This window comes from Kouleothrix sp., from assembly GCF_046328425.1.
GTDB lineage: Bacteria > Chloroflexota > Chloroflexia > Chloroflexales > Roseiflexaceae > Kouleothrix.
In genome coordinates this window covers 144,296-160,908 of the sequence record NZ_JAXLWP010000007.1, presented here as the reverse complement: position 1 = coordinate 160,908, position 16,613 = coordinate 144,296, and the positions used below count along the sequence as shown (strand labels likewise).

Genomic DNA, 16,613 nt, shown 5'->3' with positions numbered 1-16,613 from the left:
AAGTTGTTTCGCGCTGTGGCAGAGCCGCCGCTCTGCCACAGCGCGAAAAAGAATACCTTTGAGGGGTCGCAGACCCTCCAAACCTCCCGCTGGATGATGAACAATTTCCAAGTCCCTAACACAATCTATACGTGATCAAGCGAAGAGCGTATACCAGGCTCTCAAGCTCTCAACACACCTTGCACTTTCGTTCGCCTTCCGCTATACTGCGCGGGCCGCCGGCGTGCCCGGCGCCCTGGCTATCTATTCGTTTGCTCAACACTCTGTGGATTATTCATCACGCCAACGATACCGCTCCCGCCGGGCGGCGATTGCGGCGCGGCGCCGCGTTGCGGCCGTGCTGGCGGTTGCGATTGTGCTGCTGAGCGCCCTGGCGGTGTGGGCGTGGCGCCGGCCGCCGGCCGACGCCGCTGCGGCCCCGACGCCGGCCCCGGCTGCGGCGCCTACCGCCAGGCCTGCTGCCGCCACGGCTACATTCGCGCCTACGGCTGCCGTGACGGCGCCCGCCTTGGTTGCGGCGGCAGCGCAGCCTAGCCCTACGGCTGGCGCGCCTGGCCCGGCGCCATACTTCGACGATCGGCGGCTGGCCTACGAGCCGGGCTTCTATGCGCAGCAGATCCAGGCGTTTCTCGACACCCAGCCCGGCACGCTGAAACGGCAGGTTGTGCAGGTCTCCGACGGGCGCTTCTCTTTCGCCGAGGCGCTTGTCGGCCAGACAAGCTACTACAGCGTCAACCCCAAGGTGATCCTGGCGCTGCTCGAGCAGCGCAGCCGGCTGCTTTCCAGCCCTAGCCCCTCGTCTGATCAGCTTGCCTGGGCGCTGGGCTACCAGGGCGAGAACGGCAACCGGCGCGGCCTTTCGGCGCAGATCCGCTGGGCCGTAAAGCAGATGCTCTACGCCAAGCGCGATTTCCCAGGGTACGCACCGCTCACCTACGCCGATAGCTCGAGCACACCGCCGCCGCCGGGCCTGACGATGAGCGAGTATGTGATCGCGCGGGTGCTCGCGCCAACCAGCACGCCCGATCGGCTGCCGGCGCTGCTTGCGGGTTTTCGTGAAACCTACACCCGCCTGTTTGGCGATCCGCGCCCGGCGCCCGAGGGCTGGCCCGCGCCGGCCGCGCCGTTTCTGTCCTGGCCGCTCGAGCATCCCGCCGCCGTCACTTCGTTTTTCGACCATGGCGGGCCGTTTCTTACGCGCAATGCGGCCATGGGCGTTACCACCTACTGGGGCCGCACCGAGACTGACATCGCCTTTGCGTATAATGGCCACGACGGCTGGGATTTCGCCGCCGCGCCGCCCGACCTGGCGCTGGCCGCTGCCGACGGCGAGGTGGTATTTGCCGGCAATGCCGACGACGGCTGCGCCACGCGCGCTGTGATCATCGACCACGGCAATGGCTACCGTACGCTGTACTGGCACCTGGCCCGCGTCGACGCCCAGTTCGGCGAGCATGTGGCGCGCGGCCAGCCGATCGGTATCGTCGGCGAGAGCGGCTGCGCGAATGGGCCACACCTGCATTTCGGCGTGCAGTACCTTGGCCGTAATACCGACCCGTATGGCTGGTGCGCAGCCACGCCTGACCCATGGCAGCAGCACCCGGCTGGTAGCGTCAGCACCTGGCTGTGGCTCGATCGGCCCTCGCCCTGCGGCCCACCGCCCGACGGCGCGGTGGTGGTTGACGTCAGCTCGCCCGGGTTCTCGAAAGAAGGCGATGGCTGGCAGGCCGTGCCTGTGGGCTATGGCGGCTCGGCGCTGTTTGTGCCGTCGCTGCGCGGCGCCGACGCTTTTGGCGCGCTCGGCATGCGCCCGCTGGCGCGCCCGGCTGTGGCGGTGTGGCGCCCTACGCTGCCTGCCGCCGGCCGCTACCGCGTGCTGGCCTATATTCCCTATGCGCTCAGCGGCCTTGAAGATGCCAACCAGGTGCGCTACCGCATACGCTACCACGGCGGTGAGGCCGAGATCATCATCAGCCAGCCCGATCGCGCCAACGACTGGGTCGACCTGGGCACCTACGATTTCGACCCGCGCGATACGCCAACCGTCTCCGTCAGCAACCTGGCCGAGGCCAGCCAGCTGAGCGTGTGGGCCGACGCAGTTATGTGGCTGCCAGTGCCATAATCGCGCTTGCCGGGCAAGCTCCGTGGCTGGTATAATGTCGTAGCATCGTCGCCGTGGCGGGAACTGGATTCGTCACTGGATGAAGTTTATGTTTTCAGCCCAATCGGCAATCCTCCCAATGCTGGTCGAGGAATTGCGTGCATCGCTGCCCAATGTCGCCGAGCTGCTCGACCAGCTGGCGAACGAACCGTCGCTTGAGCGGCGGCGCGCGCTGCTGCGCCAGCTTGGAGCGCTGTGGTACCATCGCGACGGCGAGCCCGAGGTGCTCGCCGAGTTCGGGCTGGGCCTGGCCGAGCAGTTTGGCATCGAGCCGGGCGTGGCCATAGCCGAGCTGCTGATGTCCTACGGCGCGGCACGCGAAGAAAAGCGCACCAGCGAGTGGGAAAATAACCTGGTGCGGCGCATGGCCGAGCTGAGCGGCCTGCACCGCGTGATCTCGGCGGCCAACTCGACGCTCGATCTCGATACTTCGATGCAGATGGTGGTCGAGACCGTCGCCGAAGTAATCGGCGTCGAGGCATGCTCGGTATACCTCTACGATAAAACCAGCGATGACCTGACGCTGCGCGCCACGCGCGGCCTGAACGCCGCGGCGATCGGCCAGGTGCGGATCGAGCTGGGCGACGGCGTCACCGGCGTGGCCGCCAAAGAGGGCCGCCCGGTCTCGGTGCACGATGTCTACAACGACGTGCGCTTTTTGCGCGAGCCGATGCTGGCTGAAGAAGCATTTCGCTCGCTGCTTGCGGTGCCGATCGTGCTGTTCAGCGCCGAGCGCTTCCACGTCGGCGCCGATAAGCTGCAGGGCGTGATTACGATCCAGACGAGCGGGCCGCGCGATTTCACCCCCGAGGAAGTGAATTTTGTCGAGACGGTGGCCGGCGAGCTGGCGTTCTTTATCGTCAATGCGCAGCTGTACCAGCAGACGGGCGACCAGCTCCACCAGAAAGTGCAGGAACTGACGACCCTGCAGCAGGTGTCGAAACGTATCGCCGAGCAGCTCGATCTGAAGGAAGTGCTGAAGCTGATCGTCGCCAAGGCCGTCGAGCTGGCGCGTGTCGATCGCGCCGACATCTTCCGCTGGGTCGAGGACGACCGGCTTGAGCTGGCGGCAACACAGGGCGGCAGCCAGGGTATTAGCGTGCACAGCTTCATCGCCCAGGCGGTGCGCGAGGGCCGGCCGTTGGCGGTGCTGAACGCCTATAGCGACTCGCGCTTCCCCGATCTGGCGCAAGTGGCCGCCAGCGAAAGCTTTCACTCGCTGTTCTGCATGCCGCTGAAGGTGCAGCAGAATCGCATTATTGGCGCGATCTGCCTGTATACCCGCGAGGCCCGCCACTTCGATTACGAGCAGGTACGCCTGCTCTCCACGTTCGCCGACGAGGCGGCGATCGCGATCGAAAATGCCCGCCTCTATGCCGAGAGCCAAAGCGCGCTGCGGATCAAATCGGCGATGCTGCAGGAGATGCACCACCGCGTGCGCAACAATCTGCAAACCATCTCGGCACTGCTGGCTATGCAGCAGCGCCGGCTCGACCCGAGCGGCAGCGGCGCCGAGGCGCTGCGCGATAGCGTGGCGCGCATCCAGGCGATCGCCGGGGTGCACAACCTGCTGTGCCGCGAAGATGTAGGCGTGACGACGATCGACGCGGTGGTGCGCCAGATCGTCGATAGTGCGCGCGTGAGCCTGGCAAACCCCGAGCGCCCGATCTTCTTCCAGATCTGCGGCGAGCCGGCGCGGGTGGCCTCGCGCGAGGCCACCGTGCTGGCGATTGTGCTGAATGAGCTGATTGTCAACGCTATGTCGCACGGCCTCACGCTTGAGGGCGGCAATGTTGTGGTCGAGACGCAGCGCGAGCATGGTACGGTGCTGGTAGAGGTGCGCGACGATGGGCCGTCGCACGGGCCGGGCGAGTCGATCGCCTCGAGCAGCGGCCTCGGGCTGCAGATTATCCGCACGCTGGTGAACGAGGATCTGGCCGGCGATTTCGAGCTGCTCGAGCGCGGCGGCTGGATGTGCGCGCGCGTTCGCTTCCCGCAGCGCGTTGAGGCCGACCTGGCATAGGCGTCGTTCAAACCGGCGTTCCGGCTCGTCGCCGTGAAGCCGTGCCTTAGCATCATAGCAGAGAACCGAGCGTTGATCGCAGGTTGCGGCTGGTTCGCGCGGCCTGCGATCTGTTTGTCGAGGAGTGTCACATGGCGAATACACAGTCCCAGCGCCTCGATCGCCTGCGCGCCGAGATGCGCCGCGCCGGCATCGACGGCATCGCCCTGGTGCCGGGCGCAAACATGCGCTACCTTGCTGGCCTGGATATGCATATGAACGAGCGCCTGGCGATCGCGTTCTTCCCGGCCAATGGCCAGCCCGCGATGGTGCTGCCGGCGCTCGAGCAGCCGCGCGCCCAGGCCCAGGCGCGCTTCCCGATCGCCTTCTACCCCTGGCACGACGGCGATGGCCCCGAGGCGGCGATGCGCCAGGCCGCCGCCGACCTCGGGCTCGACGGCGCGCGGCTGGGCGTCGAGTACACCGCCATGCGCGTGCTCGAGCTGCGCGGCATCGAGGCAGCCGCGCCCGAGGCGCTGGTCGGCGATGCCACCGCGACACTGGCGGCGCTGCGCATGGCGAAGGACGCCGACGAGCTTGCCGCGATGCGCCGGGCCGTGAGCATCGTCGAGGAGGCGCTGCGCGCCGCGATTGCGCAGATCCGCGTGGGCATGACCGAGCGCGAGCTGGCCGAGCTGTGGGATGCTGGCATGCGCGCCGCCGGGAGCGCGCCCTCGTTCGGTACGATCGTCGCGAGCGGGCCGAATGCCGCCAACCCACATCACTCGAACACCGACCGCGCATTTCAGCCCGGCGACTTGATCATCATGGATGGCGGCGCCTGGTTCGATGGCTACGCCTCGGATATTACCCGCACTGTAGCGCTTGGCCTGCCCTCCGGCGAGGCCCGGCGGATCTATGAGCTGGTGCAGGCCGCGAATGCCGCCGGCCGCGCCGCAGCCCGGCCAGGCGCCAGCGGCGAGCAGATCGACCAGGCCGCGCGCGCGGCGATCACCGCCGGCGGCTATGGCCCGCAGTTTCTGCACCGTACCGGCCACGGCCTCGGGCTCGAGGTGCACGAGCCGCCATATATCGTGTCCGGCAGCACCAGCCCGCTCGTGCCTGGGATGACGTTCACTGTCGAGCCTGGCGTGTATGTCGCCGGCGTTGGCGGCGTGCGGATCGAGGACGACGTGGTGATCACCGCCGATGGCGCCGAGAGCCTGACCTCGTTCGAGCGCGATCTGATTGTTGTCGAAGCCTGACGTATCAGACACAGAGGCAGGGAGATAAGCAGCCATCCCGCCGCTGCTTGTCTCCCTGTCGCCTGTCTCTTGGCCGGAATAACCATGGAACAACCGCCACTCTTCGATCTCCCGCCCTCGCCCTCGGCTCCGCAGCTGGTCGAGGCGCTGCTGTTTATCGCCGGTGAGCCGCTTACGGTCGCACAGCTGGCACAGGCGCTCGAGCTTCCGGCTGACGCGGTCGAGGCCGCGCTGGAGCACTTGGCTGCCGCGTGCGCCGGCCGTGGCGTGCGCGTGCAGCGCCACGGCGACCAGGTGCAGTTGGTGTCGGCGCCCGAGGCATCTGCGGCGATCGAGCGCTTCTTGGGCGTGCAGCCACAGGCCCGGCTGTCGCCGGCGGCGCTCGAGGCGCTGGCGATCGTCGCCTACCGCCAGCCGATCACCCGCGCTCAGGTCGACGCGCTACGTGGCGTCGATAGCAGCGGCGTGATCCGCGCGCTGCTCAGCCGCGACCTGATCGCCGAGACCGGGCGGCTCGAAACGGTTGGCCGGCCCATCCTGTACGCCACCACCGACGAATTTCTGCGGCAGTTTGGCCTAAGCCGCCTGGCCGACCTGCCGCCGCTCGACCTGCCCGAGCCGGTCGCGCGCCCCAGCGCCGAGAGCAGCACGCCCGCTCTGGCTGCGCAGCCGTTGGCCGAAGCCGCAGCCGGGCCTGAGGCTCGTGCAATGTAGCGCGGGCGGATACATCGGTGCAAGCTGAGTCGCCCGCGCGCCGCGCCTGCCGCAAACCGCCAAGTTCTCCACAGCTGCCCAAAATTATCCACAGCCGTGTGGAAAAGACTTGACAGGAATTGTGACTCGTAAAAGCTGATGGTGAAGGCCCAAACCGCTGATCGCTCGAACAGATTTTCGCCAGGTTATCCACAATGTCAATGCAGCTTGCTCGACATATGTTGATGAACAAGGCGCATTTGGCACAAGCACTACCCCTACTCGCACCTGACCCTGTATAAGCAAACGTAATAGAACTAAGGCTTGATCCGGCTTGAAAAGAGAGGTCGCATGGGGTATGATCATCATCGCTGCATAACACTGTTTCAATTCATCCGGGCCAATCCACTCCCGCAAGGACAATTATTACGCCAGTGAGGCCGAAGAACCGGTGCGTGCTGAGTGTCGGCGCGCACCGCTCGTCTATCTTTGTCTCTGATGGAGGTTGGTGTGAACCTCACCAAAATCTGGAATTCAACACTCGGAACCATGCAGGTGCAAACCTCGCGGCACGAGTTTAACACCTGGCTGCGGCGCGCGACGCTGCTGTCGGTCGATAATGGCATTGCCACGATCGGCGCGCCGAGCGCGTTTTTTAAAGAGGGCCTGGAGAATCGCTATGCCGTCCCGCTGCGCGATCTGATCAGCCAGCTGATCGGCTTCCCGGTGCAGGTACGCGTGGTGATCGCCTCGCCTCAGCCGGTTTCGGCCGAAAACCGGCTCACCAGCCGTGAGTACGGCAAGGACGACGATATGCCCGATTTTGAGCAAGCGCCGGCCTATAACCCCGCCAGCACCAATGGCAACGGCTACGCCAACGGCCACGCCAGCGATGCCGGTAATCGCTACGAGCGGCTGAATATGCAGCAGCTCGAGTTCTCGAGCAGCATGCGCTCGGGGATGCTCAACGCCCGCTATACCTTCGATCGCTTCATCGTCGGCTCGAGCAACCGCCTCGCGAATGCCGCGTGCATGGCTGTAGCCGAGCATCCGGCTCAGGCCTACAATCCGCTGTTCCTGTATGGTGGCGTTGGGCTAGGAAAAACCCACCTGCTACACGCAATCGGTAACTATGCGCTCGATCGCGATCCCGAGATCAATGTGCTATATGTTTCGTCGGAAAAATTTACGAATGATCTCATTAACGCTATTCGCCGCCAGCAGACTGAAGAGTTCCGCATTCGCTATCGCAATATCGATATTTTGCTGATTGATGATATCCAGTTTATCGCCGGCAAAGAAAGCACCCAGGAAGAATTCTTCCATACCTTCAATACGCTGCACTCGGCAGGCAAGCAGATCGTGATCTCGTCGGACCGGCCGCCCAAGGCCATCCTGACGCTCGAGGAGCGCCTGCGCTCGCGCTTCGAGTGGGGCCTGATCGTCGACGTGCAGACGCCCGACCTCGAGACGCGCACGGCCATCCTGCGCGCCAAGGCCGAGCAGATGTCGATGCATATTCCGCCCGAGGTGATCGATTTCCTGGCGCATCGCATCCAGAGCAACATCCGCGAGCTCGAGGGCTGCCTCAACCGCGTGGCGGCCTACGCCCAGATGTACGGCACGGCAGTGAGCGTCGAGGTGGCGACGGCCGCGCTGAACGAGCTGCTCGACACCAGCCGGCGCAAGCGGCTTACCACCGACGCGATCTTGCGCGAGGTGGCCGATTTCTACGGCGTCGATCTGCGCGCCATGCAGGGCCGCGGCCGCAGCCGCAATATCGTGGTGCCGCGCCAGGTAGCCATGTACCTGCTGCGCGAAGAAACCGACGCCAGCCTAATGGATATCGGCCAAATGCTGGGCGGCCGCGACCACACGACGGTGATCTACGGCTGCGAGAAGATCGGCGAGGAGATTAACTCCGACTCACGGCTGCGCCAGGAGGTCGTGACGATCCGCGATCGGCTGTATCAGGCGATGTAGCGCCGGGCGCTCAACCCTCAGCACTGCGGCAGGATTGCCGTAAACGTGCTGCCCTTGCCCGGCGCGCTTTCGACGCTCAGCTGCCCGCCGTGCGCCTGGGCGATCGTCTGGGCGATCGCCAGCCCCAGGCCGCTGCCGCCCTGCGCCCGGCTGCGCCCGCGGTCGACGCGGAAGAAGCGCTCGAAGAGATGCGGCAGGTGCTCGGGCGCGATCCCCGGCCCGCTGTCGCGCACCTGCACGCATACCCCTGGCCGCTGCTGCTGGCCGAAGGCCGCAGGCTCCCCCGCGCGCGCGGCTTCCACCACGATCGTGCCGCCTGGCGGTGTGTAGCGGATGGCGTTGTCGATCAGGTTGAGAAACAAGCGGATCAGGTCGTCTTCGTTGCCGCGCACAACCAGCTGCTCGCCAAGCTCCAGCGCGAGCGTCTGGTGCCGCGCTTCGGCCAATGGCTCGGCCTGCGCGACGATCGCCGGCAGCAGCTCGCCCAGGTCGATCAGCTCGTTGTGGGCCGGGCGCGACTGCGCCTCCGACTGCGCCAGGAACAGCATGTCGTTCGAGATCCGCGCCAGCCGCTGGGCCTGCTCACGCACGCTTAGCAGCGTCGCACGGTAGCTCTCGGCATCGCGCGGCCGCTCAGTCGCCACGTCGATCTGGCCGATAATCGCCGTCAGCGGCGAGCGCAGCTCGTGCGATGCGTCGGCGGTGAAGCGGCGCTGCTGCTCGAACGCGGCCTGCAGCCGCATGATCATGGCGTCGAAGGTGCGCGCCAGCCGCCCTACCTCGTCGTCGGGGCCGCGCAGATCGAGCCGCCGGCTGAAGTTCTCCGCGCTGATCTGCTGGGCCGCGCGCGTGATCCGATCGATCGGCATAAGCGCGCGATTGGCCAGAAAGAAGCCGCCGCCACTTGCCAGCAGCAGCATGCCGGGCGCCAGCACCAGCATCACCTTCAGCAGCGCACGCATGGTATCGCCCACATCCTCAAACGATAGCCCGACTTGCAGCACGCCAGTGACCTTCCTGTCCTTGGTGATCGGGAATGTCTGCACGCGCAAAAGCCCGTCGTGCCCGTCGATCTGGGTGCTGTGCCGCTCGCCCTGCAGTGCGTCGGGCACCTGCTCGGCCAGCTCGGGCGTGTTCTCTTTCGGGTTGTCGTTGAAGATCAGTGTGCCGTCGGCGCTGTAGATCCGGATCAGGTGCTCATCGTTGATCCGCCCGATGCGCAGCGTATCGTTATTGAAGGTCAGCTGGCTATTCTCGATCGCGATGGTCTGCACGATCAGGTTGGCCTGGCTCGCCAGGATCTCGTCGAAGTTCTCGACCAGCAGGCGATACACGGCCACGTATGTGCCGGCGCTAAACAGAAATAGCACGCAGCTCAGCAGAAACACATACCAGCCGGTGAGCCGCCAGCGGATCGAGCGGAGCGCGCTGCGATTGCGCCAGCTGAGCGCGCTGGCCAGCCGCGTGTACGAAAAGTTCTGCATGGAGTGCCTCTGCTTGATCATGGTTTGGAACGCTACTTGGCGTTCGGGTCGTCGTGCTCGAGCGTGCCAAGCCGGTAGCCGACGCCGCGCACCGTGTGCAGCAGCTTGACGGGGTGCGCCCCGTCGATCTTGCGGCGCAGCCCGAAGATATGCACGTCGATCAGGTTGGAAACATTGTCGAAATCGTAGTTCCAGACGTGCTCGGCGATCGCCGTGCGCGTGAGCGTCTGGTTGGGGTGCCGCATCATAAACTCGAGCAGGCTATACTCTTTGCTGGTAAGTGTGAGCGGTTTGCCGTCGCGCTGGACGGTGTGGCCGACTGTGTCGAGCGTGAGATCGGCCAGCTGCAGCACCGTGCCGCGAAACACCGGCTCGCGGCGCAGCAGCGCGCGCAGGCGCGCTAGCAGCTCGGCGAAGGCAAATGGCTTCACCAGGTAGTCGTCGGCGCCGCTGTCGAGGCCGGCCACGCGATCGTCGATCGCGTCGCGCGCGGTCACCATCAGCACCGGCGTGGCGATGCCACGCGCGCGCAGAGTGCCGCACACCGCCAGCCCATCGGTGTCGGGCAGCATAACGTCGAGAATGATCGCGTCGTACTCGGCGATGCCGACCCAGTACAGCGCTTCGGCACCGTCGCCTGCCGCGTCGACGGCGTAGCCGACCTCGGATAGACCCTGTGTGATAAACGCCGCGATTGCTGGCTCGTCTTCAACCACAAGAATTCGCATAGCGCTATTGTACTCTTTTTCAACATGGCGCGTTATCGCCGCGTATAACAACATATAACACGCCAGAATGAGGAACTGATTAAAGCAGGATTGACGTATTTGGCGCGCTCTGCCTTCGGCAGAGTGGTACGTTCTTTGTGTCTGTGTGCGGTTTTTCCGCGTGGCGCGCGGAAAAACCGCACAAAAAAGATGACCGAGTACCATGCTGCCGCAGGCTGCAATCTCGCCGCATCGAGACGCGAAACCGCGTAACTGCTTAAGGCCCCATACAGTATATCGCTGGCGTATCTCGGGTACAATAGGTTCGAAATACAAGTGCTGGGGGCTTGGGGGCCACAGCACGCAGAACATCCTGTTGGCACCATACACCGCGCGTGGTGCTTCGGGCAGCTTGATCCTCACGAGGGCCTGTAGAAAGGGGCGATCATGACACTTCGGTTTGGGACGTTCGTACCGCAGGGCTGGCGCCTTGATTTGATCGAGATTGCCGACCCGATCGAGAAGTACGAGGCGATGACGCGCGTGGCCAAGGCGGCCGATGGGCTCGCTGTGTACGACTCGATTTGGGTATATGATCATTTTCATACCGTGCCACGGATCGAGCAAGAGGCGGTGTTCGAGGCCTGGACGATCACGGCGGCGCTGGCGCGCGATACCGAGCGCGTGAAGATTGGCCAGATGGTGACGTGTATTGGCTACCGCAACCCGGCGCTGCTGGCGAAGATCGCCTCGACGGTGGATGTGCTTCGCCACCCCGCCCCGCCGAATACAGCAAGCACGCCACGCGCCCAGATGGCCGCCGTCGAAGCGGCGCCTTCGCCCCACCGCCCCCACCGCATACCGCAGGCGATCAGCCGGGCGTGATAAGACTACGTACGCTTCCACTCGCGGAAAAAACGGAATACGTAGAATTACCAATAGACTCCTGCCGTATCCCTCGTATCATGGGTGTGCACCCTGTGGTTTGTGGCGAGGCTGAAAAGGAGGACAGGATGGCAACCATGAAGGCCATACAGCTGCACGCGTATGGCGGTGCCGGCGATCTGCATTTCGAGGACGCGCCGCGCCCCAGCGTCGGCGATGGCGAGGTACTCATCCGCGTACACGCGACCACGGTGAACCCTTTCGACACGGCGGCGCGCGCGGGCTACATGGCCGGCTGGTACCCGTACTCCTTTCCGCTGATCCCTGGGCTCGACCTGGCCGGCGTGGTCGTGTCGGTCGGCGCGGGCGTCGACGACTTCGCACCTGGCGACGAGGTATACGGCCGCAGCGACCCGGCCCACCTGGGCGCGAATGCCGAGTACGCCAGCATTGCCGCGGCCGACCTGGCGCTCAAGCCGGCGTCGCTCAGCTTCGCCGAGGCCGCATCCCTGCCCCACTCGGCGCTCTCGGCCTGGCGCGCGCTCGTCGACGGGGCGAACATTGGCGCAGGGCAAAAAGTGCTGATCCACGCGGCCGCCGGCGGCGTAGGCACGGTCGGCGTGCAGCTGGCGAAAGCGCGCGGCGCCTATGTGATCGCCACAGCCTCGGGGCCAAAGCTCGATCTGGTGCGCCAGCTCGGCGCCGACGAGGTGATCGACTATACCGCCGGCCCTTTCGAAGACGCGGTGCACGATGTCGATATTGTGCTCGACACCGTCGGCGGCGACACGCAGGCGCGCTCGTGGGGCGTGCTGAAGCCGGGCGGGATCCTCGTGTCGTTGGTGCAGCCGCCCGACGCCGAGGCCGCCGCAGCGCGCGGCGCCCGCCAGCAGTTCGCGATGGCGCTTGGCCCGGCGCACGATATTCTGGCCGCACTGACCGACCTGGTGGAGCAGGGCCGGGTTCGCCCGGTGATCGACTCGGTGCTGCCGCTAGCCGAGGCCGCCGCCGCGCACGCCAAGGTCGAGGGCCGGCACACCACCGGCCGCGTGGTGCTGGAGGTCGCCAGCTGAGGGTATCGGCGCCTCGCCTGCGGCAGCATAGCACAGAGAAACAATCAAGGCGCGCTCTGCCGATGGCAGAGCGCGCCTTGCTTCTGTACGGTATGCGTTTCCGCGCTGCCTCAGGCAAATCTGCCGCATTGCGATGCCGAACAAGGTAATCTGCGTAGGCCCTAGCCTCGGTTGCAAGCGTTAGAAGCAGCAGCTTTCTTTGTAGCCGCAGTTGGGGCAGCGGTAGAACCCGGCCCAGAGCCGCATGACACCTACGCACTGCGGGCACTCGGCCTCTTCGTCGGCGGCGGTTTTGCAGGTAGGCTGCTCTGCCTGCTCATCGTTTGCTTCGCGCATCTCGCCTCCACAATAAGGAGACCGGGAAACAGGGAGAGAAATCTTCCGCCACCCGGTCTCCGCGCCTGCTCAGCTCCTCGCGCGGCCTAGCATTCCGCGTAGCCGCACGAGTGGCATTTGCGGCAGCCTTCCTCGTTCATCAGCGTCGCGTTCTGGCAGTCCGGGCAAATCTCGCCGGCCGCAACTAGCTCGCTGCTTTCGGCAAGCGCCGTGTACGATGCCGGTGCGTCAAAGCCATTGCCGTTCCCGTTGCCGTGGCCATTGCTGTGCCCGAGATCGTGCACGTGCCCGTCATGTCGATTGACATAATGATCTTGCAGGATCTTGCCAATTGCGTCGGGAACCGAGCGCACGCGCGCGGGGCCAAAGCCTGCCGTGCGCGAGCCGCCGATACCGCGCAGCTGCTCGGCCAGCAGCTTCACCGGGATGCCGCAGCGCAGCGCCAGCGAGAGCAGCCGGCCGATCGCCTCGGTGAAGGCCATCACGTCGCTGCCGGCGCGCCCGATGATCGCGAACACTTCGAATGGCTCCTGCTCGTGCTCGGTGACGAACAGCCGCAGCTTGCCGAGTGGCGTCACCACCTGGTACGAGTGGCTGGGCAGGCCGTCGGGCACGTGGCGCGGCTTGATCGGCTGCGGCTCGGGCGCGGCTGCAGCTACCGGCGCAGGCGCCGCCGTGGCGGCTGGCGCAGCTGCAGGCGCCGGATCGGCCTTCTTCGCATTCGGGTCGGCGGTCGAGCCAGTCGAGAGCACCTGGTTCGAGCGCGAGCCGTCGCGATACACGGTGATGCCCTTGCACCCCAGGCTATAGGCCTGCTCGTAGGCTTCGCGCACCTGCTCGGGCGTAGCATCGTAGCCGAAGTTGATCGTCTTGCTGATCGCCGAGTCGGTATGCTGCTGAAACGCGCCCTGCATGCGCACGTGCCACTCGGGCGAGATATCGTGCGCGGTGACGAACGCGCGCTGCACTGCGGCCGGCACCTCGTTGTGGTGAATATGGCCGCTGTCGGCGATCCGCGCCATGAGCTGCTCCGAGTGCCAGCCCTCGCGCTGGGCGCGCGCCACAAACTCGGGGTTGATATCGAGCATGCGCGCGTCGGCCTGGTAGCGCCAGAACGCCACCGCGAAGATCGGCTCGATGCCCGACGAGCAGCCGGCGATGATCGAGATCGTGCCGGTAGGCGCCACGGTAGTGACATTGCAGTTGCGCAGCTTGCGCTCGGGGCGAATGCGGTTGCCGTCTGTGTCGCGCGCGCAGGTTGCGTCAGGCCCCCAGATGCTGCGCTCCCACTCGGGGAACGCGCCGCGCTCGGCCGCAATTGCCTCGGAGGCTAGCTTGCTCTCCTCGTCGACGAACGCCATCACCTGGCGCCCCAGCGCCACGGCCTCGTCGGAGTTATACGGCACGCCCAGGCCGATCAGCATATCGGCCCAGCCCATCACGCCCAGGCCGATCCGGCGGATGCGCTGCGACAGCTCGGCGATCTGCGGCAGCGGGTAGTGGTTCGCGTCGATCACGTTGTCGAGCAGGCGCGTGCTCTGGTGCACTACCTCGCGCAGCGCGCCCCAGTCGATCGTGCCCTCCGGCGTCACGAACTTGCCCAGGTTGATCGAGCCGAGGTTGCACACGTCGTAGGCCAGCAGCGGCTGCTCGCCGCAGTTGTGCACATACAGGCCGTTGGCGTCGAACGCGTTTACGCCTGGGACCGCGCAGTCAAAAACCTCTTCCTCGCCAATCGCCACAATTGCGGCGACCTCGGCGACAAATCGCTCGCGATGGAGCCCGCGCGCAGATCGGTTCGATAGGCCGGCGCTGAGCTTCTGCGCCTTTTCCGGGTGCGCAAAACCGATCAGCGTGGTGAACTCAACCAGGTTATCCTTCGCGATCGAAAGCTCGTACTGGGCCTTGGTTAGGTACTCGCGCTGCCCATCGTTGCCATCAGGCAGCCGGCGGCTACCCTCGGCGCGCCGATGCTGATAGATCGTTGAGTTGATACCCAGGCGAAGCAGCATACGCTGCGCGCGCTCAAGCAACCCCAGATCGGATTGGGTCAGGCGAACCAAAAGACCCTTTTCGCCGCCGTCGAGCACACTTCCATCGGCGTCGAACAGCCCGCGCAGAAAACCTCGGTAGAACTCGCTGGAAGTCTGCTCGATGCGATTCGTGATCGTCTTTTGGCCTGGGACGACACCAAACGCCTCGGCCAGGTTCTTGAGCGCAATCGTTCGAGTCTGTAGCTCGTCGCGCTCCTCAACATGCTGGATGCTGAAATCAGCGCGCGTCTTTAGCACCGATTTAACCGCGCCCAAGGCCTGCTGCGCCATATAATCAGCGGTGCTGCCCCGGAACGACAAAATGGCTCGGTCGTCGGCAAATGTGCCATCGCCGATCAAGAGCCCTAACAGCCACCCCTGCGCCGAGCTGCCCTCGCCGTCCCAGGCCGCCAGGTCGCGGTGGTTGTGGAGCTTGATTTTGTCGCCCGGCTGGAGCTGGGCCGCCTCAGTCCAGGCCACCGTCTCATCTTTGCGGTCGGAGTGTGTGACGCGCAAAACCGGGTGGTTGCCTGTCAGGCGTAGAGAGTGGCCATCGGTCGTCTGCAGTTGATAAATCTGCTTGACGCCATTCGACCAGAAGCCGCGTGGGTCGGCGGTGTGACCAACGCCATTGATCGTCGCGACAAACGGGCGCCCGACCAACTCGGCCACTTGGCGCGGGCCAGCGTTGGTCATGACCCAGGTGTCGGCGGTAACGCATGGGTTAGTCGCCTCGTAGCTGCCGAGCGCTGGCACCGGGTTGTACTTATTGGCCTGATCGATGAAGAACAGCCCCGGCTCGCCGGTGGCGTGCGCGCACTGCACGATCAGGTCGAACACATACCGCGCGCGCAGCCGGCAAGGCTGGCCTTTTTCCACCAGCACCTCGCCGGTCAGCGGGTTCTTCAGGCCCTCGCGGTTGGCGATGTACACCTCGCCGGTGCGCGGGCTGACCAGGTCGTAGGTTGTGTCGTTGCGCACTGCCTCCATGAAGACATCGGTGATTGCAACCGAGATATTGAAGTTGGTAACCTTTGAGAGATCCTGCTTGACCGTAATGAACTCAAGAATGTCGGGGTGATCGACACGCAGGATGCCCATGTTCGCGCCGCGGCGCGTGCCGCCTTGCTTGATCGCTTCGGTGGAGTGATTGTACACATCCATAAAGCTCACTGGCCCCGAGGCCACGCCCATCGTCGAGCGCACCACATCGTTGCGCGGGCGCAGCCGCGAGAAGCTGAAGCCGGTGCCGCCGCCGCTCTGGTGGATCAGCGCCTGGTGCTTGAGCGTCTCGTAGATCCCGCTCAGATCGTCTTCCACCGGCAGCACAAAGCAAGCCGAGAGCTGGCCCAGCGGCCGGCCGGCGTTCATGAGCGTCGGGCTGTTCGGCTCGAAGTAGCCTTCGGTCATCAGGTGGTAGAATTGGTCGGAGCGGGCTTGTATCTGTGCCGCATCGGCGCCGTAGCGCGCGTCGACCTTGGCGAGCGTATCGGCAACCCGGCGAAACATGGTTTCGGGTGTCTCGGCGACGCGCCCGTGATCGTCTTTGATCAGGTAGCGCTTCTTCAACACCGTCAGCGCAATGTCCGAGAGCGCTGCTGGCGTACGGTCGATCATGGTCATCGATTGCTTCTCCTTTGATCAGGCTACGCGCCATCGTGGCGCATAGGTGGCTGGCCGTAAAAATGCGCAAAAAATCACCAGGCTGCGCCTTCGGCGTCGCGATCGCAGCCTGGTGATGGCTAGGAGCTGTATAGAGTATGTAAAGTGAAAAGCTGGGTTAAGCCAAGCTGAAGAGTGTGTGACCTGAACCTGGGAAGCTGATTGTCTGTGACATTATCCACAAACATTCCACATTTTGTGTTGTTTGGTGATATTTCTTCCTAAATGTAGGCAGCGGTAGTTTAGCACAGGCGTCTAAGGTTGTCAAGCCATATTTTTACTTGGCATAATGGTTTACATCGGCATTGTAGTAACTCGATTGTTGCTGT

Annotated in this window: 10 protein-coding genes and 1 pseudogene; 7 read left to right on the top strand and 4 right to left on the bottom strand. The window is 64.8% G+C overall.

The window, feature by feature from the left end:
- Nucleotides 1-265: 265 nt before the first annotated feature.
- The 5 genes from U0177_RS08005 (at nucleotide 266) to dnaA (ending at nucleotide 8,104) form a co-directional block, all read left to right on the top strand.
- Nucleotides 266-2,122: a peptidoglycan DD-metalloendopeptidase family protein gene (locus U0177_RS08005; RefSeq protein ID WP_409570083.1), complete on the top strand. Its 1,857-nt coding sequence runs from the start codon at nucleotides 266-268 to the stop codon at nucleotides 2,120-2,122.
- A gap of 88 nt (nucleotides 2,123-2,210) precedes the next feature.
- Entirely contained in the window at nucleotides 2,211-4,184 is a 1,974-nt protein-coding gene (locus U0177_RS08000) for a GAF domain-containing protein (protein WP_409570082.1), read from the top strand.
- A 131-nt stretch (nucleotides 4,185-4,315) separates the two neighbouring features.
- Nucleotides 4,316-5,428: a M24 family metallopeptidase gene (locus U0177_RS07995; RefSeq protein WP_409570081.1), complete on the top strand. Its 1,113-nt coding sequence runs from the start codon at nucleotides 4,316-4,318 to the stop codon at nucleotides 5,426-5,428.
- A gap of 84 nt (nucleotides 5,429-5,512) precedes the next feature.
- Nucleotides 5,513-6,142, top strand: a complete 630-nt coding sequence (gene scpB, locus U0177_RS07990; protein ID WP_409570080.1) for an SMC-Scp complex subunit ScpB — start codon at nucleotides 5,513-5,515, stop codon at nucleotides 6,140-6,142.
- 489 nt (nucleotides 6,143-6,631) lie between these two features.
- A complete protein-coding gene (gene dnaA / locus U0177_RS07985; RefSeq protein ID WP_409570079.1) occupies nucleotides 6,632-8,104 on the top strand; it encodes a chromosomal replication initiator protein DnaA in 1,473 nt (490 codons plus the stop codon).
- A gap of 17 nt (nucleotides 8,105-8,121) precedes the next feature.
- On the opposite strand, the gene U0177_RS07980 is transcribed toward dnaA, so the two are convergent.
- Both U0177_RS07980 and U0177_RS07975 read right to left on the bottom strand, forming a co-directional pair.
- Nucleotides 8,122-9,588: an ATP-binding protein gene (locus U0177_RS07980; RefSeq protein ID WP_409570078.1), complete on the bottom strand. Its 1,467-nt coding sequence runs from the start codon at nucleotides 9,586-9,588 to the stop codon at nucleotides 8,122-8,124.
- 32 nt (nucleotides 9,589-9,620) lie between these two features.
- Nucleotides 9,621-10,316, bottom strand: coding sequence for a response regulator (locus U0177_RS07975; protein ID WP_409570077.1), 696 nt, complete (start codon nucleotides 10,314-10,316; stop codon nucleotides 9,621-9,623).
- Between the two features lie 426 nt (nucleotides 10,317-10,742).
- Here U0177_RS07975 and U0177_RS07970 point away from each other — a divergent pair.
- Both U0177_RS07970 and U0177_RS07965 read left to right on the top strand, forming a co-directional pair.
- Nucleotides 10,743-11,069 (top strand): annotated as a pseudogene (locus U0177_RS07970) (LLM class flavin-dependent oxidoreductase); the annotation flags it as partial.
- Between the two features lie 239 nt (nucleotides 11,070-11,308).
- On the top strand, nucleotides 11,309-12,253 hold the full coding sequence (locus U0177_RS07965) for an NADP-dependent oxidoreductase (protein ID WP_409570076.1): 945 nt from the start codon (nucleotides 11,309-11,311) through the stop codon (nucleotides 12,251-12,253).
- Nucleotides 12,254-12,433: 180 nt separating this feature from the next.
- Here U0177_RS07965 and U0177_RS07960 read toward each other — a convergent pair whose 3' ends face one another.
- Nucleotides 12,434-12,589, bottom strand: a complete 156-nt coding sequence (locus U0177_RS07960; RefSeq protein ID WP_409570075.1) for a hypothetical protein — start codon at nucleotides 12,587-12,589, stop codon at nucleotides 12,434-12,436.
- 86 nt (nucleotides 12,590-12,675) lie between these two features.
- Nucleotides 12,676-16,245, bottom strand: a complete 3,570-nt coding sequence (locus U0177_RS07955; protein ID WP_409570074.1) for a ribonucleotide reductase N-terminal alpha domain-containing protein — start codon at nucleotides 16,243-16,245, stop codon at nucleotides 12,676-12,678.
- Nucleotides 16,246-16,613 lie beyond the last annotated feature (368 nt).